Source organism: Halomonas koreensis, assembly GCF_031451675.1.
Taxonomy (GTDB): Bacteria; Pseudomonadota; Gammaproteobacteria; order Pseudomonadales; family Halomonadaceae; genus Halomonas; species Halomonas koreensis.
In genome coordinates this window covers 1-23,755 of sequence record NZ_JARWAK010000020.1, presented here as the reverse complement: position 1 = coordinate 23,755, position 23,755 = coordinate 1, and the positions used below count along the sequence as shown (strand labels likewise).

At 71.7% G+C, this 23,755-nt stretch carries 26 protein-coding genes; 5 read left to right on the top strand and 21 right to left on the bottom strand.

What is annotated here, in order from left to right; translation table 11 throughout:
* Nucleotides 1–266: 266 nt before the first annotated feature.
* The 9 genes from lon to nrdR form a co-directional block, all read right to left on the bottom strand.
* Entirely contained in the window at nucleotides 267–2,699 is a 2,433-nt protein-coding gene (gene lon, locus QC818_RS17090; RefSeq protein ID WP_309654076.1) for an endopeptidase La, read from the bottom strand.
* A 79-nt stretch (nucleotides 2,700–2,778) separates the two neighbouring features.
* Nucleotides 2,779–4,017 carry a DUF945 family protein gene (locus tag QC818_RS17085; RefSeq protein WP_309654075.1) on the bottom strand — a complete coding sequence of 413 codons (1,239 nt, stop codon included), beginning with the start codon at nucleotides 4,015–4,017 and terminating at the stop codon, nucleotides 2,779–2,781.
* 87 nt (nucleotides 4,018–4,104) lie between these two features.
* Nucleotides 4,105–4,578 carry a phosphatidylglycerophosphatase A family protein gene (locus tag QC818_RS17080; RefSeq protein WP_309654074.1) on the bottom strand — a complete coding sequence of 158 codons (474 nt, stop codon included), beginning with the start codon at nucleotides 4,576–4,578 and terminating at the stop codon, nucleotides 4,105–4,107.
* Entirely contained in the window at nucleotides 4,575–5,528 is a 954-nt protein-coding gene (gene thiL, locus QC818_RS17075) for a thiamine-phosphate kinase (RefSeq protein WP_309654073.1), read from the bottom strand. Before thiL ends, QC818_RS17080 begins: the two co-directional genes overlap by 4 nt.
* A gap of 13 nt (nucleotides 5,529–5,541) precedes the next feature.
* Nucleotides 5,542–6,042 (bottom strand): transcription antitermination factor NusB, encoded by a 501-nt coding sequence (gene nusB / locus QC818_RS17070; protein ID WP_309654072.1) that lies wholly within the window; start codon nucleotides 6,040–6,042, stop codon nucleotides 5,542–5,544.
* Nucleotides 6,039–6,533: a 6,7-dimethyl-8-ribityllumazine synthase gene (gene ribH / locus QC818_RS17065; RefSeq protein ID WP_309654071.1), complete on the bottom strand. Its 495-nt coding sequence runs from the start codon at nucleotides 6,531–6,533 to the stop codon at nucleotides 6,039–6,041. Before ribH ends, nusB begins: the two co-directional genes overlap by 4 nt.
* 87 nt (nucleotides 6,534–6,620) lie before the next feature.
* Complete coding sequence (gene ribBA / locus QC818_RS17060) at nucleotides 6,621–7,787, bottom strand: bifunctional 3,4-dihydroxy-2-butanone-4-phosphate synthase/GTP cyclohydrolase II (RefSeq protein ID WP_309654070.1); 1,167 nt, start codon at nucleotides 7,785–7,787, stop codon at nucleotides 6,621–6,623.
* 131 nt (nucleotides 7,788–7,918) lie between these two features.
* A complete protein-coding gene (ribD, locus tag QC818_RS17055; protein ID WP_309654069.1) occupies nucleotides 7,919–9,088 on the bottom strand; it encodes a bifunctional diaminohydroxyphosphoribosylaminopyrimidine deaminase/5-amino-6-(5-phosphoribosylamino)uracil reductase RibD in 1,170 nt (389 codons plus the stop codon).
* A complete protein-coding gene (nrdR, locus tag QC818_RS17050) occupies nucleotides 9,085–9,570 on the bottom strand; it encodes a transcriptional regulator NrdR (RefSeq protein WP_309654068.1) in 486 nt (161 codons plus the stop codon). Before nrdR ends, ribD begins: the two co-directional genes overlap by 4 nt.
* A 174-nt stretch (nucleotides 9,571–9,744) precedes the next feature.
* On the opposite strand from nrdR, the gene QC818_RS17045 reads away from it, so the two are divergent.
* Genes QC818_RS17045 through dsbG form a run of 3 tightly spaced genes read left to right on the top strand, consistent with a single transcriptional unit; the run spans nucleotide 9,745 to nucleotide 11,075 of the window.
* Entirely contained in the window at nucleotides 9,745–10,038 is a 294-nt protein-coding gene (locus QC818_RS17045) for a hypothetical protein (protein ID WP_309654067.1), read from the top strand.
* Complete coding sequence (locus QC818_RS17040; protein WP_309654066.1) at nucleotides 10,038–10,292, top strand: hypothetical protein; 255 nt, start codon at nucleotides 10,038–10,040, stop codon at nucleotides 10,290–10,292. Before QC818_RS17045 ends, QC818_RS17040 begins: the two co-directional genes overlap by 1 nt.
* A 27-nt stretch (nucleotides 10,293–10,319) precedes the next feature.
* Nucleotides 10,320–11,075 carry a thiol:disulfide interchange protein DsbG gene (gene dsbG / locus QC818_RS17035; protein ID WP_309654065.1) on the top strand — a complete coding sequence of 252 codons (756 nt, stop codon included), beginning with the start codon at nucleotides 10,320–10,322 and terminating at the stop codon, nucleotides 11,073–11,075.
* Nucleotides 11,076–11,135: 60 nt separating this feature from the next.
* Here dsbG and QC818_RS17030 read toward each other — a convergent pair whose 3' ends face one another.
* The 11 genes from QC818_RS17030 to QC818_RS16980 all read right to left on the bottom strand — a co-directional run bounded on the left by QC818_RS17030 (nucleotide 11,136) and on the right by QC818_RS16980 (nucleotide 20,824).
* Nucleotides 11,136–12,101, bottom strand: coding sequence for a c-type cytochrome (locus QC818_RS17030; RefSeq protein WP_309654064.1), 966 nt, complete (start codon nucleotides 12,099–12,101; stop codon nucleotides 11,136–11,138).
* Nucleotides 12,098–12,769: a c-type cytochrome gene (locus tag QC818_RS17025; RefSeq protein WP_309654063.1), complete on the bottom strand. Its 672-nt coding sequence runs from the start codon at nucleotides 12,767–12,769 to the stop codon at nucleotides 12,098–12,100. Before QC818_RS17025 ends, QC818_RS17030 begins: the two co-directional genes overlap by 4 nt.
* A gap of 5 nt (nucleotides 12,770–12,774) precedes the next feature.
* Nucleotides 12,775–14,145, bottom strand: coding sequence for an ATP-binding protein (locus tag QC818_RS17020; protein ID WP_309654062.1), 1,371 nt, complete (start codon nucleotides 14,143–14,145; stop codon nucleotides 12,775–12,777).
* Nucleotides 14,142–14,831: a response regulator gene (locus QC818_RS17015; RefSeq protein WP_309654061.1), complete on the bottom strand. Its 690-nt coding sequence runs from the start codon at nucleotides 14,829–14,831 to the stop codon at nucleotides 14,142–14,144. Before QC818_RS17015 ends, QC818_RS17020 begins: the two co-directional genes overlap by 4 nt.
* 75 nt (nucleotides 14,832–14,906) lie before the next feature.
* Nucleotides 14,907–15,314 (bottom strand): DUF6691 family protein, encoded by a 408-nt coding sequence (locus QC818_RS17010; RefSeq protein ID WP_309654060.1) that lies wholly within the window; start codon nucleotides 15,312–15,314, stop codon nucleotides 14,907–14,909.
* 8 nt (nucleotides 15,315–15,322) lie between these two features.
* Nucleotides 15,323–15,784, bottom strand: a complete 462-nt coding sequence (locus QC818_RS17005) for a YeeE/YedE family protein (RefSeq protein ID WP_309654059.1) — start codon at nucleotides 15,782–15,784, stop codon at nucleotides 15,323–15,325.
* Between the two features lie 13 nt (nucleotides 15,785–15,797).
* Nucleotides 15,798–15,989 (bottom strand): YgaP family membrane protein, encoded by a 192-nt coding sequence (locus QC818_RS17000; protein WP_309654058.1) that lies wholly within the window; start codon nucleotides 15,987–15,989, stop codon nucleotides 15,798–15,800.
* Nucleotides 15,986–17,761 (bottom strand): SulP family inorganic anion transporter, encoded by a 1,776-nt coding sequence (locus QC818_RS16995; RefSeq protein ID WP_309654057.1) that lies wholly within the window; start codon nucleotides 17,759–17,761, stop codon nucleotides 15,986–15,988. The genes QC818_RS17000 and QC818_RS16995 overlap by 4 nt, the downstream gene beginning before the upstream one ends.
* A 122-nt stretch (nucleotides 17,762–17,883) precedes the next feature.
* Nucleotides 17,884–18,303 (bottom strand): protein tyrosine phosphatase family protein, encoded by a 420-nt coding sequence (locus QC818_RS16990; RefSeq protein WP_309654056.1) that lies wholly within the window; start codon nucleotides 18,301–18,303, stop codon nucleotides 17,884–17,886.
* A gap of 19 nt (nucleotides 18,304–18,322) precedes the next feature.
* Nucleotides 18,323–19,192, bottom strand: coding sequence for an MBL fold metallo-hydrolase (locus QC818_RS16985; RefSeq protein ID WP_309654055.1), 870 nt, complete (start codon nucleotides 19,190–19,192; stop codon nucleotides 18,323–18,325).
* A 222-nt stretch (nucleotides 19,193–19,414) separates the two neighbouring features.
* A complete protein-coding gene (locus QC818_RS16980; RefSeq protein ID WP_309654054.1) occupies nucleotides 19,415–20,824 on the bottom strand; it encodes an MBL fold metallo-hydrolase in 1,410 nt (469 codons plus the stop codon).
* Nucleotides 20,825–20,954: 130 nt separating this feature from the next.
* On the opposite strand from QC818_RS16980, the gene QC818_RS16975 reads away from it, so the two are divergent.
* Together QC818_RS16975 and QC818_RS16970 are read left to right on the top strand one after the other, a co-directional pair.
* Nucleotides 20,955–21,650, top strand: coding sequence for a hypothetical protein (locus QC818_RS16975; protein ID WP_309654053.1), 696 nt, complete (start codon nucleotides 20,955–20,957; stop codon nucleotides 21,648–21,650).
* Nucleotides 21,651–21,658: 8 nt separating this feature from the next.
* Nucleotides 21,659–22,225, top strand: a complete 567-nt coding sequence (locus QC818_RS16970; RefSeq protein ID WP_309654052.1) for a FlgO family outer membrane protein — start codon at nucleotides 21,659–21,661, stop codon at nucleotides 22,223–22,225.
* A gap of 106 nt (nucleotides 22,226–22,331) precedes the next feature.
* Here QC818_RS16970 and QC818_RS16965 read toward each other — a convergent pair.
* On the bottom strand, nucleotides 22,332–23,755 hold a 1,424-nt coding region (locus tag QC818_RS16965), incomplete at its 5' end, for a DUF5801 repeats-in-toxin domain-containing protein (RefSeq protein ID WP_309654051.1).

The window sequence follows — 23,755 nt, the reverse complement described above, 5'->3', positions numbered from 1 at the left end:
GGCGTTCCTTGTTGTTCGGGGATGAAAACGAGCGCACCCGCCATTATGCCATGGCGGGCGCGCTCTGAAGGGATGGGTCGGTGGATAATGCCGCGCGTTCCTACCGATCAGGAAAGCGCCGATTTATGTCGCGAGCGAAGAGAGGCTGGCCGCCGCCGGAGCGCAGCTACCGGAGTGTAGCCTGCTACATGAGGATGGCGACGGTTCGACGCCTCGACACCGCCGGCGGCCAGGATATCGAGCGCAGCAATAAATCGGTGTTTTCCTCAGCCGAAGACCACCTTGGCCACGTCCCTGTAGTGGCCGGCGAAGTGCACCGTCACGCCCTCCCTGAGGTAGTCCGGCAGCTCCTCGTAGTCGCGGCGGTTGGCCTCGGGCAGGATCACCTCGAAGATCTCGCTGCGCCGGGCGGCGATCACCTTCTCGCGGATGCCGCCCACCGGCAGCACATGGCCGGTCAGGGTCAGCTCGCCGGTCATCGCCAGGGGCCGGTCGATGGGCTTGTGCCTGGCCAGCGACAGCAGTGCGGTGGTCATGGTCACCCCGGCCGAGGGGCCGTCCTTGGGCGTCGCCCCCTCGGGCACGTGGAGGTGGACGAAGGCCGAGTCGAAGAAGTCGGCATCGGCGCCGTAGTCGCCGAGGTGTCCCAGCACGTAGCTGTAGGCGATGTTGGCGGATTCCTTCATCACCTCGCCGAGCTGGCCGGTGAGCTTGAAGCCGCGATCCAGGGAGTGGACCTTGCCGGCCTCCACCGACAGGGTCGCCCCGCCCATGGCCGTCCAGGCCAGGCCGGTGACCACGCCCTCGCCCTTCATGACCTTCTCCTTGCGGAAGGTCGGCGCACCGAGGAAGTCCTCGAGGTTCTTCACCGAGACCTTGACGCTGTGCTGATCGTCCTCGAGCAGCTTGACCGCCGCCTTGCGCACGATGCGGTGCAGCTGCTTCTCGAGCTGGCGCACCCCGGCCTCCCGGGCATAGCCCTCGATGACCTGGCGCAGCGCGGCATCGGTGAGGTTGATGCGCTTCTTGGCGATGCGATCGCGCTCGAGCAGCTTGGGCCACAGGTGATGCTTGGCGATGGCCATCTTCTCCTGGGCGATGTAGCCGGACAGGCGGATCTGCTCCATGCGATCGAGCAGCGCCGCCGGGATGGCGTCCAGGGTGTTGGCGGTGCACACGAACAGCACCTTGGAGAGGTCCAGGCGCACGTCCAGGTAGTGGTCGAGGAAGTCGACGTTCTGCTCCGGGTCGAGGACCTCGAGCAGCGCCGAGGCCGGGTCGCCCTGGAAGGACTGCCCCAGCTTGTCGATCTCGTCGAGCATGATCACCGGGTTCTCGACGTCGACCTCCTTGATGGCCTGGACCAGCTTGCCGGGCATGGCGCCGACGTAGGTACGCCGGTGGCCCTTGATCTCCGCCTCGTCGCGCATGCCGCCCACCGAGAAGCGGTAGAACCGGCGGCCCAGCGCCTCGGCGATGGAGCGCCCCACCGAGGTCTTGCCGACCCCGGGCGGCCCCACCAGCAGGAGGATGGAGCCGCCCACGTCGCCCTTGAAGGTGCCCTCGGCGAGGAACTCGATGATCCGCTCCTTGACGTCCTCGAGGCCGTCGTGGTCGCGGTCGAGCACCTGGCGGGCGTGGCCGAGGTCGAGCTGGTCGTCGCTGGTCAGGCCCCAGGGCAGCGAGGTCAGCCAGTCCAGGTAGTGGCGGGTGGTGCCGTACTCCGGCGAGCCGGTCTCCAGCACCGAGAGCTTCTCGAGCTCGTCGTCGATGCGCTCCTGGACGCGCTCGGGCACCGTCTTGTCGGCCAGGCGGGCGCGGAAGGTGTCGACGTCGTTCTCGCGGTCGTCCTTGGAGATGCCCAGCTCGCGCTGGATCACCTTGAGCTGCTCGCGCAGGAAGAACTCCCGCTGGCGCTCCTGCATCTGGGCGTTGACCTGCTCGCTGATCTCGCTCTGCAGCCGGGCGACGTCGATCTCCTTGCGCAGCAGGGGCAGCACCTTCTGCATGCGCTCCATCACCGGCAGCGACTCCAGCACGTCCTGCAGCTCCGGCCCCTTGGCCGAGGTGATGGCCGCGGCGAAGTCGGTCAGCGGGCCCGGCTCGTGGGGACTGAAGCGATTGAGGTAGTGCTTGAGCTCCTCGCCGTAGAGCGGGTTGATCGGCAGCAGCTCCTTGATGCCGTTGATCAGGGCCATGGCGTAGGCGCGGGTCTCGTCGTCCTCGGCGTCCACCGGCTCCCGGGGGTAGCTGACCTCCACCAGGTAGGGGGGCTCCTTGGACAGCCAGCGCTGGATGCGGAAGCGCCGCATGCCCTGGGCGATGAACTGCAGCTGGGCATCCTCGCCCTGCAGCTTGTGGACCTTGACCGCGGTGCCGACCTCGGGGAAGTCCTCGTGGCCGAGCTCGTCCACGCCGGTCTCGCCGACGAAGGCCAGGCCGACCATCTGGTGCGGGGTGTTGCCGACCCGGCGGATGGTCTCCTCCCAGCGCTCGCGGTTGATCACCAGCGGCTGGACCTGGGCGGGGAAGAAGGGCCGGTTGTGGATCGGCAACAGATAGACCCGCTCGGGGAGGGTGTCGCTGGCCGGCACCACCGCATGGCCGCTGCCTTCGCCGAACGCGAGGTCATCGTCGGTCTCGTCGGCCTGGACCCATTCCAGGCCATCGTCTTCAAAGCGCTGATCGTCTTCGCTCATGCCTACCTCATCCTGAAGGGGCGGGACGTCTCGACCCGTGATGTCCTCGGGGATGCGGGCGACGAGGCCGAACTTCAAGTCATCGCCAGCGATCGAGGGGCGGCAGCGGGCGACCGTTGAGGCGCACCTGGCCGCGCGCCACGTCGATCTGCAGCTCGCGGGTATCGAGGCCCAGCCCCAGCCACAGGGCGATCACCGGCGGAAGGTCCTGCCACAGGAAGTCGCCGTCGAGGCGCGTGCGCCATTCGGCCCGCTCGCCGGGCTCGTCCAGCGCCAGGGGGTCGAGGGCCTCGAGGTCGCGGCCGTCGAAGACCAGCACCCCCCGGCCGTCCAGGGACAGCCCCAGCATGGGACTGTCGAGGTCCGCGGCGAGGATGTCCAGGCGCGGCGAGTCGACCAGCAGGGCGCGCAGCGCCGGGGCGAGCTCGGCGGCCGCGTCGTGGTCGTCCTCGGCATGGCCCCGGGCCGCCTCCCGGCGCAGCCGATCGACCAGATCGCGCAGGGCGCCGGCCTCGATGCGCGAGAGTTCCGCGGTCAGCCCGCCGGCCAGCAGCACCTCCTCGCCGGCCAGGATCTTCCCCAGGTCCAGCCGGGCCCGCAGCCGCAGCTCCGAGGCGTCGAGCACGGTGCGGGTGCGCAGGGTGATCTCGTCGGCGTCCAGGGCCAGCTCCGGGGAGCGCCAGGCGAGCCCCTGGACGCGCAGGCGATCGCGCTGATTGAAGTGCTCGGCGCCTTCGGTATAGGTATAGCGGCTCTCCAGCACCAGGGGCCCGGCCCGCAGGCGGGTATCGCCGTCCTCCAGGTCGAGGGCCGCCAGCCGCGCGCGCAGCCGCCAGTCCCCGGCCTCGCCCTGGAAGGCCAGGCGCCCGCCCTCCAGCGACAGGGTCCGGCCCTGCTGGTGGAAGACCACCGGCGACAGGGTCAGGACCCCGTCGAAGCTGGCGGTGAAGGGGTTGTAGCCGGCCTTCCAGGTCGGCGGCGACTGCGCAGCGGCGTCCGGCGTGGTCTCGCCCTCGGCGGGCAGGTGGGGGCGCAGGGAACCGTCCAGGGAGGTGCCCAGCACGCCGTGCCGGGCCCGGTAGGCGACGTCCAGGTGCCAGGCATCGCCGAACAGCGGCGACAGGTGCAGGACGCCCCGGGACGTCAGCCAGCCCCGCTCGACATCACTGCGGCGTATCGACAGCTCGCCCCGGGCCTGCAGGTCCTCGACGGCCCGAGCCAGCTCGCGCTCGAAGAGCAGGCCGGCGACGGTCTGGGCCAGCGCCCAGGCGAGGGCCAGCCCGGCCAGCACCGGCACGATCAGGCGCTCCTTGCGCATCCCTTCCTCCTTGTCCGGCGGCCGGCCGTCCCCGAGCCGCCTCGCCGTCGCTTGTCGCGCCGCCCCATCCCGGTCGGCGCGCCCGTCTCAGTGGAGCCAGAACCACAGGTGCATGGTACTCCAGGCATAGACGCTGGCCAGGACGTCGTCGATCATGATGCCGAAGCCGCCGGCCACCCGGCGGTCGGCCCAGCGGATCGGCCAGGGCTTGAAGACGTCGAACACCCGGAAGACCACGAAGCCCCAGAGCGCGGCCTCCCAGGAGAAGGGCACCGCGGTCATGGTCAGCCAGTAGCCGACGAACTCGTCCCAGACGATGCCGGAGTGATCGTGAACCCCCAGGTCCCGGGAGCTCTTCTCGCACAGCCAGATGCCCCACACGAAGGTGACGGCCACCACGAACAGGTACCAGCCCAGCGGCAGCTCCGACATCAGCCAGTAGAAGGGGATCGCCGCGACGGTGCCCACGGTGCCGGGCGCGAAGGGCACCGCCCCGCTGCCGAACCCGAAGGCGAGGAAGTGCACCGGACGGTGCCAGACGCTCTGGGGGGCGCGATTCATGGCGTGTCTCCTGAGAAGTGCTGCCAGCCCGCGACGCCGTCAACCGTGCTCCCGGCGATGCCCGGCTCGTCGGTGACCTCGCCGATGGCGGTCAACGCCAGGCCGAGCGCCGCCAGGCGGGCCCGGGCCGGCTCGAGGCTCGCGGGCGGCAGGGCCACCAGCAGCTCGTAGTCGTCGCCGCCGCTCTGGGCGGCGCGGCGGGCGTCCGACTCGCCGAGGGCCTCGACGAGCCCCTCGGCCAGCGGCAGCGCCTCCGGGCGCAGGGTCGCCCCCGTGCCGGAGGCCGCGCAGAGATGGCCCAGGTCGGCGAGCAGGCCGTCGGAGAGGTCGATGGCCGCGCCGGCCAGCTCGCACAGCGCCTGGCCGGCCTCGAGCCGCGGCCAAGGCAGCAGGTAGCGGCGCAGCAGGGGATCGGCGAGGTCGCGCGCCCCGGCCCGCCAGCGGGCCAGGCCACCGGCGCCGCCGCCCAGCGCGCCGGTCACCGCCAGGACGTCGCCGGGCCGCGCGCCGCCCCGGGTCAAAACCCGCTCCGGCGCCACCTCGCCCATCACGGTGACGCCCACGGCCAACTCGCCGCGGGTGACGTCGCCGCCGGCCAGGGCCACGCCGCTTTTCGCGCACAGGCCGTGGAAGCCCTGGGCGAAGGCGGCGACCCAGGCGTCGTCGGCCTCGGGCAGGGTCAGCGACATCAGGCACCAGCGCGGCCGGGCGCCCATGGCGGCCAGGTCGCTGAGGCTGACCGCCAGCGCCCGGTGGCCGATCGCCGACGGCGGGGCCTCGGCGGGGAAGTGCACGTCGGCCACCGAGGTGTCGACGCTCACCGCCAGCCGCTGCCCGGTGGTGGGGGCGAGCAGCGCGCAGTCGTCGCCGACGCCCAGGGCGACGCCCCGATCGTCCCCCGCGGGCGCCGGGGCGAGATAGCGGGCGATCAGCTCGAATTCGCTGTGCATCCGGGCCCGGCCTTCAGCGGCGACGCGCGGTGACCTCGGCGCCGCGCAGCCTGGCGGCGAGCTTGTCGAGGATGCCGTTGACGTAGCGGTGTCCCTCGGTGGCCCCGAAGGACTTGGCCAGCTCGACGCCCTCGTTGATCACCGCCCGGTAGGGCACCTCGGGGCGCTTGGCCAGCTCGTAGGCGCCGAGCCGCAGGATGGCCCGCTCGATGAGGTCGAGGTCCTCGAGGCGACGGTCGAGCAGCGGCGCGATGGCGGCGTCCAGTTCCTCGCGGTGGCGCGCCACCTCGTTGAGCAGCTGGTGGAAGAGCGCCAGGTCGGCGATCTCCATGACCTTGTGCCAGTTCTCGTGGTCCTCCAGGTCCTCGTCGGCCACCTGGCCGCGGAACTCGGCCTCGACGGCGCTGATCGGCTTGCCGGTCAACTGCCACTGGTAGAGGCCCTGCACCGCCAGCTCGCGGGCGGCATGGCGGGCCAGCTGGGCCCGGGAGGGCTCGCGTCCGCGCTCGCTCATCGCGCGTCCTCCTCGGCGGCGGCGAAGCGGCGCAGCAGGGAGACCATCTCCATCGCCGCCATGGCCGCCTCGGTGCCCTTGTTGCCGGCCTTGGTGCCGGCCCGCTCGATGGCCTGCTCGATGGAGTTGACGGTCAGCACGCCGTTGGCCACCGGGGTGTCGAACTCCAGCTGAAGGCGGCTCAGGGCGGAGTTGCACTCGCCGGCCACGTGCTCGAAGTGCGGGGTGCCGCCGCGGATCACCGCCCCCAGGGCGACGACCGCCTCGGGGCGCGCCACCTGGAGCACGCGCTTGACGGCCAGCGGCAGCTCCCAGGCGCCGGGGGCATGGACGATGTCGATGTGCTCCTCGTCCACGCCGTGGCGCACCAGGCTGTCCACGGCGCCCTCCACCAGGCTGTCCACCACGTGATGATTGAAGCGGCCCACCACGATCACGTAGCGGCCATCGACGTCGACGAAGCTGCCTTCGACTTGGGAAATCGGTTGCATGGTCTCTTTCCTGCTGAACCCGGTGGCTCGGAATGCACATGACGCCGCGTCGGGCGGCGCCGTGTCAATGCGTTGAAAGGGGTGGCGTCAGGCGCCGTCGCCGCCCTCGGCGGCCGGCGCCTGGCCGGGCTCGAGGCGCTCGACGACTTCCAGGTCGAAGCCGGAGAGCGCCGAGAACTTCCAGGGCGAGCTGAGCAGCCGCATGCGGCCCACGCCCAGGGCGCGCAGGATCTGCGAGCCGGTGCCGATGGTGAGGTAGTTGCCGGCGCCGTCGGAATCGGTGGTGCGGGGCGCGCGGCGACGCTCGAGGAACACCTCGAGCAGGTCGTGGAGATCCTGGCGCGGGCGGCCGTCGTCGAGCAGCACGAAGACGCCGTGCTCGGCCCGGGCCACCTCGGCGATGGCCTCGTGGGCGGTCCAGCTGGCGGACTCGCCCTTCTGCAGGGCGAGCAGGTCGCGCATCACGTTGGCCAGGTGCACGCGCACCGTGGTCAGCGCCTCGGGATGCGGATGCCCCTTGACCAGCGCCAGGTGATGGGCGCCCTGGATGCGGTCGCGGAAGACGTGCAGCGTCAGCTCGCCGTGGGGCGTCGTCACCGGCATCGACTCGAGCGACTCCACGGTCTGCTCGTTGTGGATGCGGTAGTGGATCAGGTCGGCGATGGTGCCCATCTTCAGGCCGTGCTCGCGGGCGAAGCGCTCGAGCTCGGGGCGGCGCGCCATGCTGCCGTCCTCGTTCATCACCTCGCAGATCACGCCGCTGGGATCCAGGCCCGCCAGGGCCGCCAGGTCGCAGGCCGCCTCGGTGTGGCCGGCGCGGCGCAGCACGCCGCCGGGCTCGGCCATCAGCGGGAAGATGTGGCCGGGCTGGACGATATCGGTGGCCTCGGCGTCACGGGCCACCGCGGCCTGCACGGTGCGCGCCCGATCGGCGGCGGAGATCCCGGTGGTCACGCCCTCGGCGGCCTCGATGGACAGCGTGAACTTGGTGCCGAAGCCCGAGCCGTTGTCGCGCACCATCAGCGGCAGCTGCAGGCGCTCGCAGCGCTCGCGGGTCATCGGCAGACAGATCAGCCCCCGGGCATGGCGCGCCATGAAGTTGATGTGCTCGGCCTCGACCTTCTCGGCGGCCATGATGATGTCGCCTTCGTTCTCGCGATCCTCGTCGTCCATCAGGATCACCATCCGCCCCTGGCGGATGTCCTCGATCAGCTCGGCGATGGGGGCCAGGCCCCCGTCGGAGGAGTGCTCCATGGGATCTCCATTGACTCTGGTGGCGGTCCGTCGTGGCGCGGCGACATCGGCGTCGCCGTCGGGCGGCGCCCGCCTCGAAACCGCGTCAGGGTACCGTGGCACGGCCGCCGGCGCTAGTGGCGGCTCGCGCGTCAGCGCCCGTCGACCGGCGACGGGGGCGACGCCGCGGCCCCGGGAATCGCGGTGATGCGCCAGTCGCGGCCCACGGCGCGGATGTCGAGGATCTCCAGCGGGCGCTGCTGGGCCATGCGCTCCAGCCCCGGCAGGGCGAACAGCGGCCGCGCCTCGCCGCCCAGCAGGGTCGGCGCCACGAACAGCTGCATCTCGTCGACCAGGCCGGCGTCGAGCATGGCCCCGGCGAGCGTCGCGCCGGTCTCCAGCAGCGCCTCGTTGACCGCCTCGCGCTCGGCCAGGTGCGCCAGCAGGGCCGCCAGGTCCACGCGGCCGTCGGCGCCGGCGGGCAGCGCCAGCACCTCGGCGCCGGCCGCCTCGAGGCGCGCCCGGCGTTCGGCGTCCGCTGCCTCGAGGGTGGCCACCAGGGTGCGGCCGGGCTCGCTCAGGCAGGCCGCCGCCAGGGGCAGGCGCAGCCGCGAGTCCACCACCACCCGCAGCGGCTGGCGGGCGGCGATGGCCTCGGCGTCGTCGAGCTCGAGCTGGTCGGCGCGCACCGTCAGCCGGGAGTTGTCGAAGATCACCGAGTCCACCCCGGTGATCACGGCGCTGGCCCGGGCCCGCAGGCGCTGCACCTGGCAGCGTGCCCGGGGCCCGGTGATCCACTGGGACTCCCCGGAGTCCATGGCGGTGCGGCCGTCGAGGCTCATCGCCATCTTCAGGCGCACGAAGGGCCGCCCGCGGGCCATGCGCGAGACGAAGCCGGGGTTGAGCGCCCGGGCCTGGTCCTCGAGCAGGCCGACCTCGACGGCGATGCCGGCCTCGCGCAGCCGCTCGATGCCGCGCCCGGCCACCCGCGGGTTGGGGTCGCGCATGGCCACCACCACCCGGGCCACGCCGGCCCGGACCAGCGCCTCGGCACAGGGGCCGGTGCGGCCGTGGTGGGAGCAGGGCTCCAGGGTCACGTAGGCGGTGGCGCCCCGGGCGGCCTCGCCGGCGTCGCGCAGGGCGTGGACCTCGGCATGGGGCTCGCCGGCGCGCTCATGCCAGCCCTCGCCCACCCGGCGGCCATCCCTGACCAGCACGCAGCCCACCCGGGGGTTGGGGTCGGTGGTGTAGAGGCCGCGGCGGGCCAGCACCAGGGCCCGGGCCATCCAGGCCTCGGCGGAAGGGGGCGTGGTGGCGGTCATGGCTCGCGCGGCTCGTCGGGATGGAAGCTCGGCTCCTGGGCCAGGCGGTCGATCTCGGCCCGGAACTCGTCGATGTCCTGGAAGCGGCGATACACCGAGGCGAAGCGGATATAGGCCACCTGGTCGAGCCGCTTCAGGGCGTGCATGACCTCCTCGCCGACGTCCCGCGCCTGGACCTCCCGCTCGCCCCTCGCGCGCAGCGTCTGGCGGATACGCTCCACCGCCGCCTCGATGGATTCGGCGCTGACCGGGCGCTTCTCCAGGGCCCGCAGCATGCCGGCCCGCAACTTGGCCTCGTCGAACAGCTCCCGGGAGCCGTCGGCCTTGATCACCCGGGGCATCACCAGCTCGGCGGTCTCGTAGGTGGTGAAGCGCTCGCCGCAGGCCGCGCACTGACGCCGCCGACGCACCTGGTCGCCGTCGGCGACCAGGCGGGAGTCGGTCACGCGAGTATCGTTGGCGCCGCAGAAGGGGCAGTGCATAAGCAGGGTTCCGAGGTCGGGAAGAATCGATGTCGCCGCATTGTAACGGTTTTGGCGGCACATCGCCCAGCGCCGCCCGGCGGCCGGTCTCGCCCTAATGTCACGCTAATCGGCGTTTGGCATCCTCCCGGCGAACCCGACGAGAGAGCCCCCGCATGCGTACCCCTGCGCCCCTTGCCGTCCTGCGTCTCGCCGCCCGGCTGCTGCCCCGCCCGGGCCCCCTGGATTGAGCGCTTCAAGGCGTTGTTCGGCTTCGTGCTGCTGGCCATGGCCATCGTCTTCCCGAAGCGGATCCTCGACACTGCCCTGCCCCTGGCCCTGTGGGGGGCCTGGCTGATCGGCGCGGCCACCGCCCTGCGCCAGGCCGCTCGTACCGAGTCACCCTCCCCCGGGCGACTGGTCTCGCGGACCGCCGGGGCGCTCCTGGCCCTGTGGAGCGCCATGCCCTCGTCGGCCCGGCCGCGCTGATGCTGATCGGTCCCGCCGGGGAGGAGCGCCGGGCCGCGCGGCTGGCCTTGGTGATCCGCTACCATGGGCAATTCGCGGGCTCCGCCGCCATGCTCGACCTGCGGGACGGCGACTTCCTGCCCCTGGCCGGCGCCCGGGTGCTGCCCATCCCCCTGTTCTACGATGCCGCCGGGCGGCTGGTCGACAGCCATGTCGGCGAGCGGTCCCGGGCATCGCTGGCTCCCTATCTCGAGCGCCTCACCGCGCACCCCTGACCCTTCACCCCGACGCGAGACCTGCCCATGCGACATACCCTGAGAAACGCCTTGCTGATCGCCCCCCTGGCCCTGCCCTCCGCCGTCCTGGCCGAGGCGTGGCCGGCCCCGATCCAGGCGCTGGCCGACCAGGGCCTGATCATCCACGAGCGCTTCGAGGCCCCGGGCGGCCTGACCGGCTTCGCCGCCAGCGCCCAGGGACGCGAGATCGCCGTCTACCTGACCGCGGACGGCGAGCACGCCGTGGTCGGCAACCTGGTGAACGCCGAGGGCGACAACCTCTCCGCCGACCCGCTGGAGCGCCTGGTGCGCGCCCCACGGGACGCCGAGACCTGGGCCGAGCTTGCCGACAGCGCCTGGATCGCCGACGGCGACCCCTCGGCCGAGCGCATCCTCTACGTCTTCACCGACCCCAACTGCCCCTACTGCAGCCGCTTCTGGCAACAGGCCCGGCCCTGGGTGGAGGCCGGGCGGGTCCAGCTGCGCCACATCATGGTCGGCATCCTCGAGCCGGACAGCCCGCGCCTGGCCATCTCGATGCTCGCCGCCGAGGACCCGGCCGCGGCCCTCGCCGCCCACGAGCGCGGCGAGGGCATCGAGCCGCTGGAGCAGTTGCCCCGCCGCCTCGAGACCCGCCTCCAGGAGAACCACGAGCGGATGCGCGGCATGGGACTGCACGCCACGCCGAGCATCCTCTACCGGGACGGCGAGCTGGTGGAGGTGCTGCAGGGCGTGCCCCAGGGGGAGCAGCTCGCCCGCATCATGGGCTCGCCGGCCCCCTGACGCGCTCGGCCCCCGCCGGAGGGCGGGGGCCGAGCGGGCAGGGAAGCGTCCCGGGCGGCCTCAGCCGCCGGCGCCCTGCGGGTTCTCGCCGTAGTGGTCGTGATCGCCCAGGCGGCGCCCGTCGATCTCGTCGCCGTAATAGCCCATGTGCTGGTGGAAGATCTCGTCGGTCTCGTCCACCGAGTCCAGGGTCCGGCGACGCGGATCCTGGGGACGCTCGTGGCCGTTGATGAAGGCCGCCACGTCCCAGGCCTGCTGGTCGGTCAGCGAGCCGGGCTTGCCCAGCGGCATGTTGGCCTTGATGAAGTTGGCCGCGGTGTTGACCCGGTGCATGCCGGCGCCCCAGTTGTAGGCGCCGTCGCCCCACAGGGGCGGGAACACCTGGCGCTCGCCGACCCGGCGCCCCTGGCCCTCGTCGCCGTGGCAGATGGCGCACTGCTCGGCGTAGACCTCGGCGCCCCGGGCCCGGTCCGGCGCCTGGGCGGGCTCGGCGAGGGTCGGGTAGCCGCGACCGGGCAGCGACTCGTTGATCGGCGCCCCGCTGGCCAGCCAGTGGAAGTAGGTCTGCAGGGCCACCAGCGGCTCGCTGCCGTACTCGGGGGGCACGCCGTTCATCGAGTAGGTGAAGCAGCCCTGGATGCGCTCGGCCATGGTGTTGACCTTGTCGTTCTTGCCTCGATAGGCGGGGTAAACGCCCACCGAGGCCCACATCGGCGCCGAGCTGGCCAGCCGGCCGGCGTCCAGGTGGCAGTTGCTGCAGTTCTGGTCGTTGAAGACGTGCTCGCCCCGCAGGCGCTGGGTGTCCATGAAGAGGTCGCGCCCCAGCCGCACCATGTCGCCGTACTGGTTGTCGGGGATGTCCGCCTCGGCGGGCGGCTCGAAGGTCACCTCGCCGGCCGGGGCCTCGGGCAGCGGCACCTGGTAGTCGCGCTCCGGCGCCTCGCCCTCGGCGGCGATCCCGGCGTTCAGGCCGAACGCCGCCGCCAGCCCGCCGGCGAGCCAGAGAGTGATGCTGCGAATCCTCATTGGCCGCCCTCCTCTGTGGTGGTCGCCTCGAGCCGCTCGGGCAGGGTCGCATAGTAGTCGGCGATCAGCGCGATCTCGTCGTCATTCAGGCGCTCGGCGACGCCCTGCATCAGGCCGTTGGGATCGTTGTGCCGGCGCCCCTCGCGCCAGGCGGTCAACTGGGCCGCCAGGTAGCCGGCATGCTGGCCGGCCAGCGGCGGGAAGTCGGCGCCCACGCCCTGGCCGGCGGGGCCGTGGCACTGGTTGCAGCCCGGCACCAGGCGGCCCCAGTCGCCGCGCTCGGCGAGCCATTCGCCGGGCTCGTCCGGATCCGCAGCCCGGTAGGCCGCGGGCAGCGCGGGCCAGGGCGCCAGCTGGGCGTAGTAGGCCGCCACATCGGCGATCTGCTGGTCGTCGAGCATATTGGCGAAGGGCTTCATGGTGGCGTTGTCCCGCCGCCCGGCCTTGAAGTCATGCAGCTGCCTGGCGATGTAGTCCGCCGGCAGGCCCGCCAGCCGCGGCCAGGACTCGCCCTGGGGCATGTCCATGCCCATGCCGTCGGCCTGATGGCAGGCCACGCAGGTCCCGGCGACGCCCTCGCCGCGGGCCGGGTCGCCCTCCAGGGCCAGCGCCGGGCCAGCGGCGAGGCCGAGCCCCGCCAGCAGCCCCAGGCCGCCCGTGATCCTCATGCGTGTCATCCGGTCTCTCCCTCTGTCGTTATCGATCCCTTGCGGGGTCCCTGCGCCTGCCGGTCGGGGCGCGCCTCGACCGGCAGGGTCAGGCGGGCCTCCAGCCCGCCCTCGGCGGGGTGCCGGAAGGCCAGCTCCCCGCCGAAGCGCTCGGCGATGGCGGTGACGATCGCCAGCCCCAGGCCGCTGCCCGAACCGCCGCGATGCCAGAAGCGCCGCGGCGGTTCGGTCTGCAGGGACGCCCCCAGCCCGGGGCCGCGATCGCGCACCGTGAAGGTCAGCCGGTCGCCCCTCGACGCCTCGACGGCCAGCTTCACCGGGGCGTCGCTCGCCCCGTGACGCAGGGCGTTGTCGACCAGGTTGCGCAGCGCCGTGATGGCCAGCTCCCGGGGTAGCGCCAGGCACGCCTCGGGCCAGGCCGACGGCATCTCGACCCGGCCGCTTCCGGCGCCGGCATCGCGCACCGCCAGCCGCGCCACCTCCCCGGCGCGGCAGGGCTCGCCGTCCTCGAAGGTCACCCGGCCCTCGACCCGGGCCAGCATCAGCAGCTGCTCCAGGGTGCGCGTCAGCCGCGCCACGCCCTCCTCGGCCCGGGCGAGGGCCTGCCGGGCGCCCTCCCCCTCGACCCGGGCGGCCACCTGCAGGTGGGTCTTGATGGCGGTGAGCGGGGTGCGCAGCTCGTGGGCCGCGTCGTTGGTGAAGCGCTGCTCGCGGACCATGGCCCGCTGCACCCGATCCAGCAGGCGATTGAGCGTCGCCACCGGCGGGCGCAGCTCGGCGGGCAGGTCCCGGGTGGCCAGGGGCGCCAGGGCCTCGGGGTGCCGCCGGGCCAGGGCGTCGCGCAGGCGCTCGAGCGGGGCCAGGCCGCGCACCACCCCCACCCAGACCGACAGCAGGCTGCCCACCAGGGCCACCAGGAAGGGCACCACGGCGACCTCCATGACGTTGCGCAGCAGCTGGTCGCGCTCGTCCAGGCGATCCGCCGTGGTGATCGTCAGGCCGTCCCGGCGGTAGGTGAAGACCCGCCAGGTGGTGCCGTCGACCTCCCGGTAGGCGTGGCCCGGCGCCGCCGGGGTCAGCACCCCGGCCATGTTGTCGTGGGTCCGCGCCAGGATCTCGCCGCGCGGCGAGTGCACCTGACAGGCCAGCCCCTCGATGGGCGGGATCGACAGCGCCCGCCGATCCGCCTGCTGCCAGGCGTCCCGGGGCAGCCGGGTCATCAGCCCGGCCACCATGCGCGCCGACTGGGCCAGCCGCTGATCCAGGGTGCGCTCCACCTGGTGCTGGAGATCGCGCATCAGCCAGGCGGCCACCAGCGTCCACAGCAGGGTCAGGGTCAGCCCCAGGGTCAGCAGCAGGCGGGTGCGCAGGCTCATGTCGGCGCCTCCCCGGCGGCCAGCGCCTCGGGGGCACCCAGCCGGTAGCCCAGGCCGCGCACCGTCTCGATGATCCCGGGGCCGAGCTTGCGCCGCAGGTGATGGATGTGCACGTTCAGGGCGTTGCTCTCGACCTCCTCGGACAACCCGTAGAGGGCGTCCTTGAGGCGCTCCGCCGAGAGGATGCCCTGGGGAGCGTGAAGGAAGGTCTCGAGCAGCATCAGCTCGCGGCGCGACAGCGTCACCGGCACCCCGTCCAGGCTCACCTCCCGGCTCACCGTGTCCAGGCAGAGCGGGCCGTGCAAGATGCGGCTGCCGGCCCGGCCCGCGGCCCGGCGCAGCAGGGCCTGGAGGCGCGCTACCAGCTCGTCCAGGTCGAAGGGCTTGACCAGGTAGTCGTCGGCGCCCTCGCGGAGTCCCTCGACGCGATCCGCCACGGCGTCCCGGGCGGTCAGCACCAGCACCGGCACCTGCCGCCCCTGGCGCCGCCAGGCCTCCAGCAGGGCCAGGCCATCGCCGTCGGGCAGGCCACGGTCGAGGATCACCAGGTCACTGGCCAGGGTCGCCATCAGCGCCTCACCCTCCTCCCGCGAGGCCGCCGCGTCGACGACGAAGCCCTGGGTCTCGAGGCCGGCGCGGATCCCGTCGGCCACCAGGGCATCGTCCTCGATCAACAGCACATGCATCGCCAGGCTCTCCTCTTCATGGGGGCATTGTCGCGCCCGGCCATTAAGTCGCCATTAACGCCATCCGGTCGCGGGCTACGGCCTGGGCCTCGGGGCCAGGAACCAGGCCAGGAACCAGCCGGCGATCATGGCGGCGAGCATGGCGGCCAAGGGGGCGGTAGGCCCGGCCAGCGAGGCGAGGGCCGGGCCCGGGCAGTACCCGGACAGCCCCCAGCCGACGCCGAACAGCGCCGCGCCGCCGATCAGCCGGCCGTCCAGGTCGCGCCGGGTGGGCAGCTGGAAGGCGCCGGCGAACAGGGGGTTGGGGCGGCGCAGGGCCAGCCGATAGCCGACGAAGTTGGTGACCACGGCGCCGCCGAGCACGAACATCAACGTCGGGTCCCAGGCGCCGGCGAGGTCGAGGAAGCCCAGCACCCGTGCCGGGTCGGTCATGCCGGACACGGCCAGGCCGAGGCCGAACAGCAGCCCGGCGACATAGGCCATCAGCGTTCTCATGCCCCACCCCCGATCAGATGCCGGACCACGAAGACGGTGATGATGGCCGCCGCCAGGAAGGTCAGGGTCGCCACCATGGAGCGCGGCGATAGACGCGCCAGGCCGCACACCCCATGGCCGCTGGTGCAGCCGCTGCCGATACCGGTGCCGACGCCCACCAGCAATCCCGCGACGAGCATCAGCGCGACGCCGCCGGCGGGCTCGCCGATCACCGCCTCGGGGCGGCCGACCACGTTGCCGAGCCCGCCGCCGGCGAGGGCCAGCGCCAGCGGGCCCGAGACCAGGCCCAGCAGGAAGGCCAGGCGCCAGGCGCTGTCGCCCCTGGGCTGGCGGGTGACCAGGGTGCCGATGATGCCGCTGACCCCGGCGATGCGGCCCAGGGTGAGCATCAGCCAGGTGGCCGACAGCCCGATCAGGATGCCCCCGATCAGGCCATGCAGGCTTGCCGTGATATCCAACGCTTGTTCCTCCTCAGTGACGGGACTTGCAGGTGCTGATGCCCAGCAGCGCGTACAGCGGGCAGCTGTTGAGCAGCCCGGTGACCAGCGGGATCACCCCGATCCAGCCCCAGGCGCCGATGGTGCCGGTCAGGGCGAGCCCGATGAGCAGGGCGCCGATGACGATGCGGGCGATCTTGTCGAGGCCGCCGACGTTGGTCTTCATGATGAGACTCCTTGCTTGAGGGAGGTGCCGGATGCGGTGTCCAGCGGGACGGTCGCCTCGGCGTCGCTCCCATGGAGGGCGCGCCAGGCGTCGTAGGTGCTGAGGAAGACATCGCCGGTGAGCTCATCGCAGAAGGCGGTGTGCTTCAGGCGATCCATCACCGGGCCCTTGACCTCGGCCAGGTGCAGCGACACGCCGGCGTCCGCGAGCCGGCGGTTGATGGCTTCCAGGCTCTCCAGCGCCGAGGCATCGATGACGTTGACCGCCTGGCAGGCCAGCACGATATGAGACAGCCCCGGCTGGCGGGCCGCCAGGGCCATGACGGTGTCCTCCAGGTAGCGGGCGTTGGCGAAGTAGAGGCTCTCGTCGACGCGCAGGATCGCCAGGCGCTCGTCGGTCTCCACCGCGTGGCGGCGCACGTTGCGGAAGTGCTCGCTGCCGGGCACCCGGCCGACGACAGCGCTGTGGGGGCGGCTGGTGCGGTACAGGTGCAGGCCCAGCGACAGCACGACCCCGGCCAGGATGCCGCTCTCCACGCCATGGACCAGGGTCAGCGCGAGGGTCGAAAGCATCGCCGCGCCGTCGGCCCGGGAGTAGGCCCAGGTGCGCTTGATGGCGGGCAGGTCGATCAGGGTGGCCACGGCGACGATGATGGTGGCGGCCAGGGTCGCCTTGGGCAGGAAGGCCAGCGGCGTGGTCAGGGTGAGGGTCGCCACCGCGATGCCCAGTGCGGTGAAGGCGCCGGCCAGGGGGGTGACGGCGCCGGCCTCGAAGTTGACCACCGAGCGGGAGAAGCCGCCGGACACCGGGGAGCCGCCGCTTCCCCCGGCGCCGAGGTTGGCCAGCCCCAGGGCGATCAGCTCCTGGTTGGGGTCGATGCGCTGGCGACGCTTGGCGGCCAGGGTCTGGGCCACCGACACCGACTCCACGAAGCCCACCAGGCTGATCAGTACCGCCGCGGGCGCCAGGCTCGACCAGAGGCCCGGCTCGAGGCTCGGCAGGGCCAGGCTGGGCAGTCCGCTCGGCACCTCGCCCACCAGGGCCACGCCGCGATCGTCGAGCCCCAGGCCCCAGGCCAGCAGGGTGGTGACGATCACCGCCGAGACCGGCGCGGCCTTGGCCGCGAGGTCCGCGGCGCCGGCCGACAGCCCCAGTCGGCACAGCCCGCCCCTGAGGTGGCGCCGGCACAGCAGCAGATAGCCCCAGACCCCGCCCCCGATGGCCAGGGTGATGACGTTGACGTCCCCGAGCGAGGCGATCAATGCCGAGAGCATTTCCACCAGGTTATGGCCGGACGCCTCCACCCCGAGGATATGCCGCAGCTGGCTGGCGGCGATCAGGATGCCCGAGGCGGTGACGAAGCCCGAGATCACCGGATGACTCAGGAAGTTGGCGAGGAACCCCAGGCGCAGCAGGCCCATGGCCACCAGCACCAGCCCGGAGAGCGCCGCCAGCACCAGGGCCGCGCCGACGTACTCGGCGCTGCCGGGGGCGGCGATGCCGGAGAGCGCCGAGGCGGTCATCAGCGAGGCCACCGCCACCGGCCCCACCGCCAGGGTGGCGCTGGTGCCGAAGATGGCATAGAGCACCAGCGGCAGCATGCTGGCGTAGAGCCCCACCTCCGGGGGCAGGCCGGCCAGCAGGGCGTAGGCCAGGGCCTGGGGCACCAGCATCAGGGTGACGATCACCGCCGCCAGCAGGTCGCGGGCCAGGGTGTCGCGCCGGTAGCCGTGCAGCCAACCGATCAGGGGAATCCAGCGTGAAGGGATCATCGGCCGCGGATCCTCCGGGAAACGCCTCGCTCGGCACCCGGAATGCGACGGGCGGAGGACATCGGGGGCTGTGGGAGCATGGCGGACTCCGGGTCGGGCGTTGGGGCCACGGGCAAGGCCGGTCAGGCCTCGAGCATCTCGCGGATCGGCTGGGGGTCGTGGCCGGCGGCGTGGGCGGCTTCCAGCAGCGCCGGGATGTCGCAGCCCGGCTCGCGGGCCCGGGACTGGGCCCAGAGATGCACGGCCCGTCGCCCGGTGCGGCAGAACGCCAGGATCGGCGCCGGCAGCTCGTCCAGGGCGCGGCCGAAGGCGGCGATGTCCGCCTCGCCGTACTCCCCGGGCGTCACCGGGATGCAGCGCCAGGCCAGGCCCAGGGCCTCGGCCCGCTCACGCAGGGCGCGGTCGTCGGGATGGTCCTCCGCCTCGCCGGGGCGGCGGTTGCAGATCACCGCCTGGAAGCCGCGGCGCGCCACCTCGTCGAGATCGGCGACACCGATCGCGTCGGCGACGGCCATGCCCGGCTCGAGTGACTGAATCTTCATCGACGTCTCTCCTTTCATATCAGAAGCGGTTGATCGGCACCTTGAGGTAGACCTGGCCGTTGTCCTCGGCGGGGGGCATCTCGCCGGCGCGCATGTTGACCTGCACCGAGGGCAGAATCAGGCGCGGCATGCCCAGGGTGGCGTCGCGCTCGGTGCGCATGCGCACGAAGTCGTCCTCGCCGATGCCCTCGTGGACATGGATGTTGTGGGCGCGCTGCTCGGCCACGCTGGTCTCGTGCCGGTACTCCGCGCGGTCCGGCGCCTTGTAGTCGTGGCACAGGAAGAGCCGGGTCTCGTCGGGCAGCGCCAGCACCTTCTGGATGGAGCGATAGAGGGTGCGGGCGTCGCCGCCGGGGAAGTCGCAGCGCGCGGTGCCGTAGTCGGGCATGAAGAGAGTGTCGCCGACGAAGGCGGCATCGCCGATCACGTAGGTCAGGCAGGCCGGGGTGTGGCCCGGGGTGTGCAGCACCCGCCCCTCGAGGCCACCGATCATGAAGGTATCACCCTCCTCGAAGAGGCGATCGAACTGGCTGCCGTCCCGAGCGAACTCGGTGCCGGCGTTGAAGGCCTTGCCGAAGATCTCCTGGACCTCGGTGATGCGCGCCCCGATGCCGGTCCTGCCACCGAGCCTCTCGTGCAGGTAGGGTGCCGCCGAGAGATGGTCGGCGTGCACATGGGTCTCGAGGATCCACTCCACGCTCAGGCCCTCGCCCTCGACATGGGCGATGAGCGCGTCGGCGGAGCGCACCTCGGTGCGTCCGGCGGCATAGTCGAAATCGAGCACCGAGTCGAGGATGGCGCAGGCGCTGGAGTCCGGATCGCGGACCACATAGCTGAAGGTGTTGGTGGGCTCGTCGAAGAAGGCCTTGACGATGGGCTGCTGGGACATGGGATGCCTCCGTTGACCACGACATGAGGGACGGCGAGCGGGCGCGTCCCGTGATCTGCGGTTATGACCGCATCATAACCAAATTATTCAATCTAACGATAGTCTGTTTTTTCATATAAGAGGGGCGGCAGATAGCGCCCCGCTATGCCGAGCCGGCGCGGCGAGTCCATGGCTCGCCGCGTCGCTGCATCACGGGATGCGCCTGCAGAAGCGTCCGGGGGGTCAGAGCTCGAGGCGCTGGCGATAGGTGGCGATCTCGGCCTCGATGCCGGCCTCGCCCAGCGCCGCCTGCAGGGCCCGCTGGGCGCCGGGCTCGCCGTGCACCAGGTAGAAACGAGGGTGGTCATGGAAGGCGCCGGCCCAGCCGATCAGCTCGCGCTGGCCGGCGTGGGCGGAGAAGCCGCCGAGGGTGTGGACCCGGGCCTTCACGGCCAGGTCCTCGCCGAACACCCGGACCCGCTCGGCGCCGTCGACGATCTCGCGGCCCAGGGTGCCCTCGGCCTGGAAGCCGACGATCACCAGCCGGGTGCCGGGACGCTCCAGGTTGTAGCGGAAGTGATGGACGATGCGCCCGCCGTTGCACATGCCGGCGCCGGCGATGATGATGACGCCGCCGTGGATGCGGTTGATGGCCATGGATTCCTCGACGCTGCGCGTCAGGCGCAGGATCGGCAGGTACTGGCTCGGGTCGCCATGGGCGGCGACGTTGAGCACCTTGAGGTCTTCGGGATCGAGGGCCTTGCGCTTGCGGGCATAGAGCTCGGTGACGCGGATCGCCATGGGGCTGTCGAGGAACACCATCTGCTGGCGCAGCCGCCCTTCGTGGTAGAGCACGCTCAGGTGGTAGAGGATCTCCTGGGTGCGCCCCACCGCGAAGGCCGGAATCAGCACGTTGCCGCCGTCCTCGTGGGCCTCCTCCAGGACCCGGGCGAACTCCTCCAGGGTCTCCGCCAGCGGGCGGTGGTCGCGGTCGCCGTAGGTGCTCTCCATCAGCACCAGGTCGGCGTCGTAGACCTTCTCGGGATCCTTCATCAGCACCGAGTCCGGGTTGCCGAGATCGCCGGAGAACACCAGCCGCCGCCGCTGGACGCCGGAGGGAATCGTCAGCTCGACGATGGCCGAGCCCAGGATGTGCCCGGCATCGCGGAACACCAGGGTCACCCCGCCCGGCAGGTGCGCCGGCCGGCCGTAGCCATGGGGCACGCAGAGCGACAGGGTCAGGGCGACGTCGTCCTCGTCGTAGAGCGGCTCGATGGCCGGCTTGCCGGCCCGGGCCCGCCAGCGATTCTCCCACTCCACGTCCTTGGCCATCACGAAGGCGGCGTCGACCAGCATGATCTCGAGCAGCTCGGCGGTATCGGCGGTGCAGTGGATGGGGCCGCGATAGCCCTCGCGCACCAGCCTGGGCAGGAGTCCCGCATGGTCCAGGTGGCCGTGGGAGAGCACCACCGCCTCGAGCTCGTCGGCCAGCCGGCCGAAGGGCACGGCATTGGCGCCCTCGGCGTCCCGGCCGCCCTGGTGCATGCCGCATTCCAGCAGCAACCGGTGGGCGCGGGGCTCGCCGTCCACCTCCAGCAGATAGCGGGATCCCGTGACTTCCCCCACGGCCCCCAGAAAGGTCAGCGTCGACATCCGGCCTCCTCGCGCGTCGGCGATCCACGCCTACAGCATAACGAAGGGCCTCGCGCCGCGCCCGGCGCTCAAGTCACGCAGGCGCCGGCCGATAGCCTGGACAGCATCGCATCGACAAAAGGAATTCCCGGTGTCCACACCCCGTCGCATCGCGCGGACCTGCCTGGTCCTGGCGCTGGCCACGCTGCAGACCGGCTGCCTGTACCGCCACATGACCCAGGCGCCCGTGGCGACCACCTATCCCTACAGCGAACAGCAGCGCATGCAGGCCGCCCACCACTGGGCGGTGCTGGCCCGGCACGAGGCCGACGGCCTGCTCGACAGCGAGCGGCTGCGCTTCCACCCGCTCTACGTGGCGCCGGCCGAGCCCGAGGGCGACTTCGCCCGTGGCTATCGGGCGCTGCTGACCAGCGAGCTGGTCTCCCGCGGCGCGCCGGTGACGCTGGACCCGGCCGGCGCCCTGGAGCTGCGCTTCGACGCCCAGCTGGTGCATCATCGCGACCGCGACACCGTGCGTCCCCCGGAGGGCGCGCTGACCGCCCTGGCGGCCGGCGTGGCGGTGGCCACCGTGCCCTTCAATCACTGGGCGGAGCCGGCGCTGGCGCTGGTGCCCGCGGCGGCCGGCGCCGACCTGGTGGCCGGCAGCTGGACCCGCACCGGCGACCAGGAGGTCATCATCACCACCCAGGTGGTGGACGGCGACCGGGTGCTCTATTCGTCCTCGAACCTCTACTACGTCAACCGCGGCGACCGCGGCCAGTACGCCCCGCACCAGGCCATGCCCGCGCCGGCGTCGCCGCGCATCGCGGTGTCCGATCAATGGTAAGGCCCGTCATGACCCCACTGCTGCGTTCCCTGTTCCGCCCCGCCCTGCCGCTGGCCGCGGCGCTGTCCCTGACCCTCGGCGGCTGCGCCGGGCTGCCGGGCATGGCGGCCGACGACCCGGCCGACCGCGACCGGGCGCGCCTGGACGAGGCCATCGAGGCCGCGGCCGCCGAGATGGTCGAGGCCCGTCCGGCGCTGGCCGAGGCGGGCCCGCTGATCGCCGCCTCCTTCGCCGACATCGACGCCCTGGGCCGCTCCTCGACCCTGGGCCGCATGGCCACCGAGATCGCCGCTGCCGCCCTGACCCGGGCGGGGCTGGAGGTCCGCGAGGTGCGCATGCGCGGCAGCCTGTTCATCGAGGAAGGCACCGGCGAGCTGATGCTGTCGCGCCAGGTCCAGCGGCTGAGCGCCGACCAGGGCGCCGACGCCATCCTGGTGGGCACCTATGCCCGGGGCCAGGACAGCCTCTACCTGACCATGCGGGTGATCCGGGCCCGGGACGCCATGGTGCTCGGCGCGAGCAGCCTGCGGCTGCCCCTCGACAACGACCTGCGCGCCATGCTGGGCGGCTGGTAGCCGCCCGACACCGACACGGCGACGCTGCTCCGGCGGCACCAACGAAACGGACCGACCCGCGCAAGGCGGGCCGGTCCGGGTCTGTTTGCGACTCCTACCAGGGCGATCAGCCGACCAGCGCTCCTTCCTCAGGAGTGTCGATTACCCCATCGCCATCGCCGTCGATGGAGAAATCGAAGCTGTCGGTTGCCACATCGTCATCGCCATCCGACGTCTCTACATTGACCGTGCCTTCGATGTCCGGAATATCGGCATAGGTGAATGCAAAGATTTCCGGAATACGGAAGCCGTTATCCTCGGCATCATGGATGAGGATGAGTTGATGGATCTCTTCTCCCGCTGCCGCCTCGAACACGACCTCCTGAGACGCGTTGCCCTTGGGAAGAGTGAAGCTCACTTCTCTCACCTCGTTTCCATCAGCGTCTTTGACGATATTGCCTTCGGCATCATACGCCGCCATCTTGATCGTCAAAGTCGAGCCAGGTGATCCCGTTCCGCCCTGAACGATGAACCTGGCCCCGGCGACTCCCTCATTGAAGTTAAGCGCCAGGCCCTCGCCGGCATCGAACTGATTGTCAAACAGCGCGGCGCCCTTGTTGCTGATATTGATATCGTCTAGCTCGGCATCGGCATCCTCAGGCTCCTCCAGATCGCCATCCAGATACGTCTGTCTCAGGTTCCCCGTGTCCTGACTCTCGAAGAGGAAACCATCCAGAGTCACGATCGGATTACCCTCCGGCAGATCGACCTCTTCCACGGGGCCACCGGGGGTGGTCGTGTCCTCGATCAGCGCCACCTCGATGAGCGGGGCATCCTTGAGCACCTCTGCCGTATAGCTGCCCGTTCCCGAGCCATCGACGGTGATCTTGAAGAAATCGCCGAATTCCTCGCCGTCCACGATCAGGTCGCTGCTCAGGACCCAGCTCTTGCCATCCTCCGCCAGGGTCGCAGTCACCGTTCCCAGGGCACTGTCGGATGCCATATTGAAGCTGGCGCTGGTGATCACGAAGTCACCCTCCCCGTCGGCGCCATATTCGAGGAATCCCAGGTCGCCGCCTGATGCTCCAGCGGCGAAGGCCAGCATCGTGGTATCGTCGAGGTCGGAGATGTCCGGCCCGTCATCGCCGAAGCGCACGTTGCCGCCGAGGTCGAGCGTCTCGGAGTTGACGCCGCTGGTGTCACCCTCGCTGTCGGTGGTCTCGGCCGAGGCCACCAGCTCGACCAGCCCGTCGGCCAGCAGCTTCTCGTCGCTGATATAGGCGCCGTCGTAGGTGTCGGTCTGGTCGTGGTCGATCACCCCGCTCTGGGTCTGCGTCAGCACGCCCGTGGTGCTATTGAGCGACAGGGTGAAGATCGTGTTGCCGGCCGCGACCGACCCCTCGTCCGCGGCGGTCGAGCCCGTGACCAGGGTGCCGTCGCCGTTGATGTAGAGGTTGATCGCCTCCCCGCCCGAGGTCAGGCCCGAAGCGGTGCCTTCCGCCACCGCGAGCTGCAGCGCGTAGTCGATATCCGTCTGCCCGGCGCCGTCGG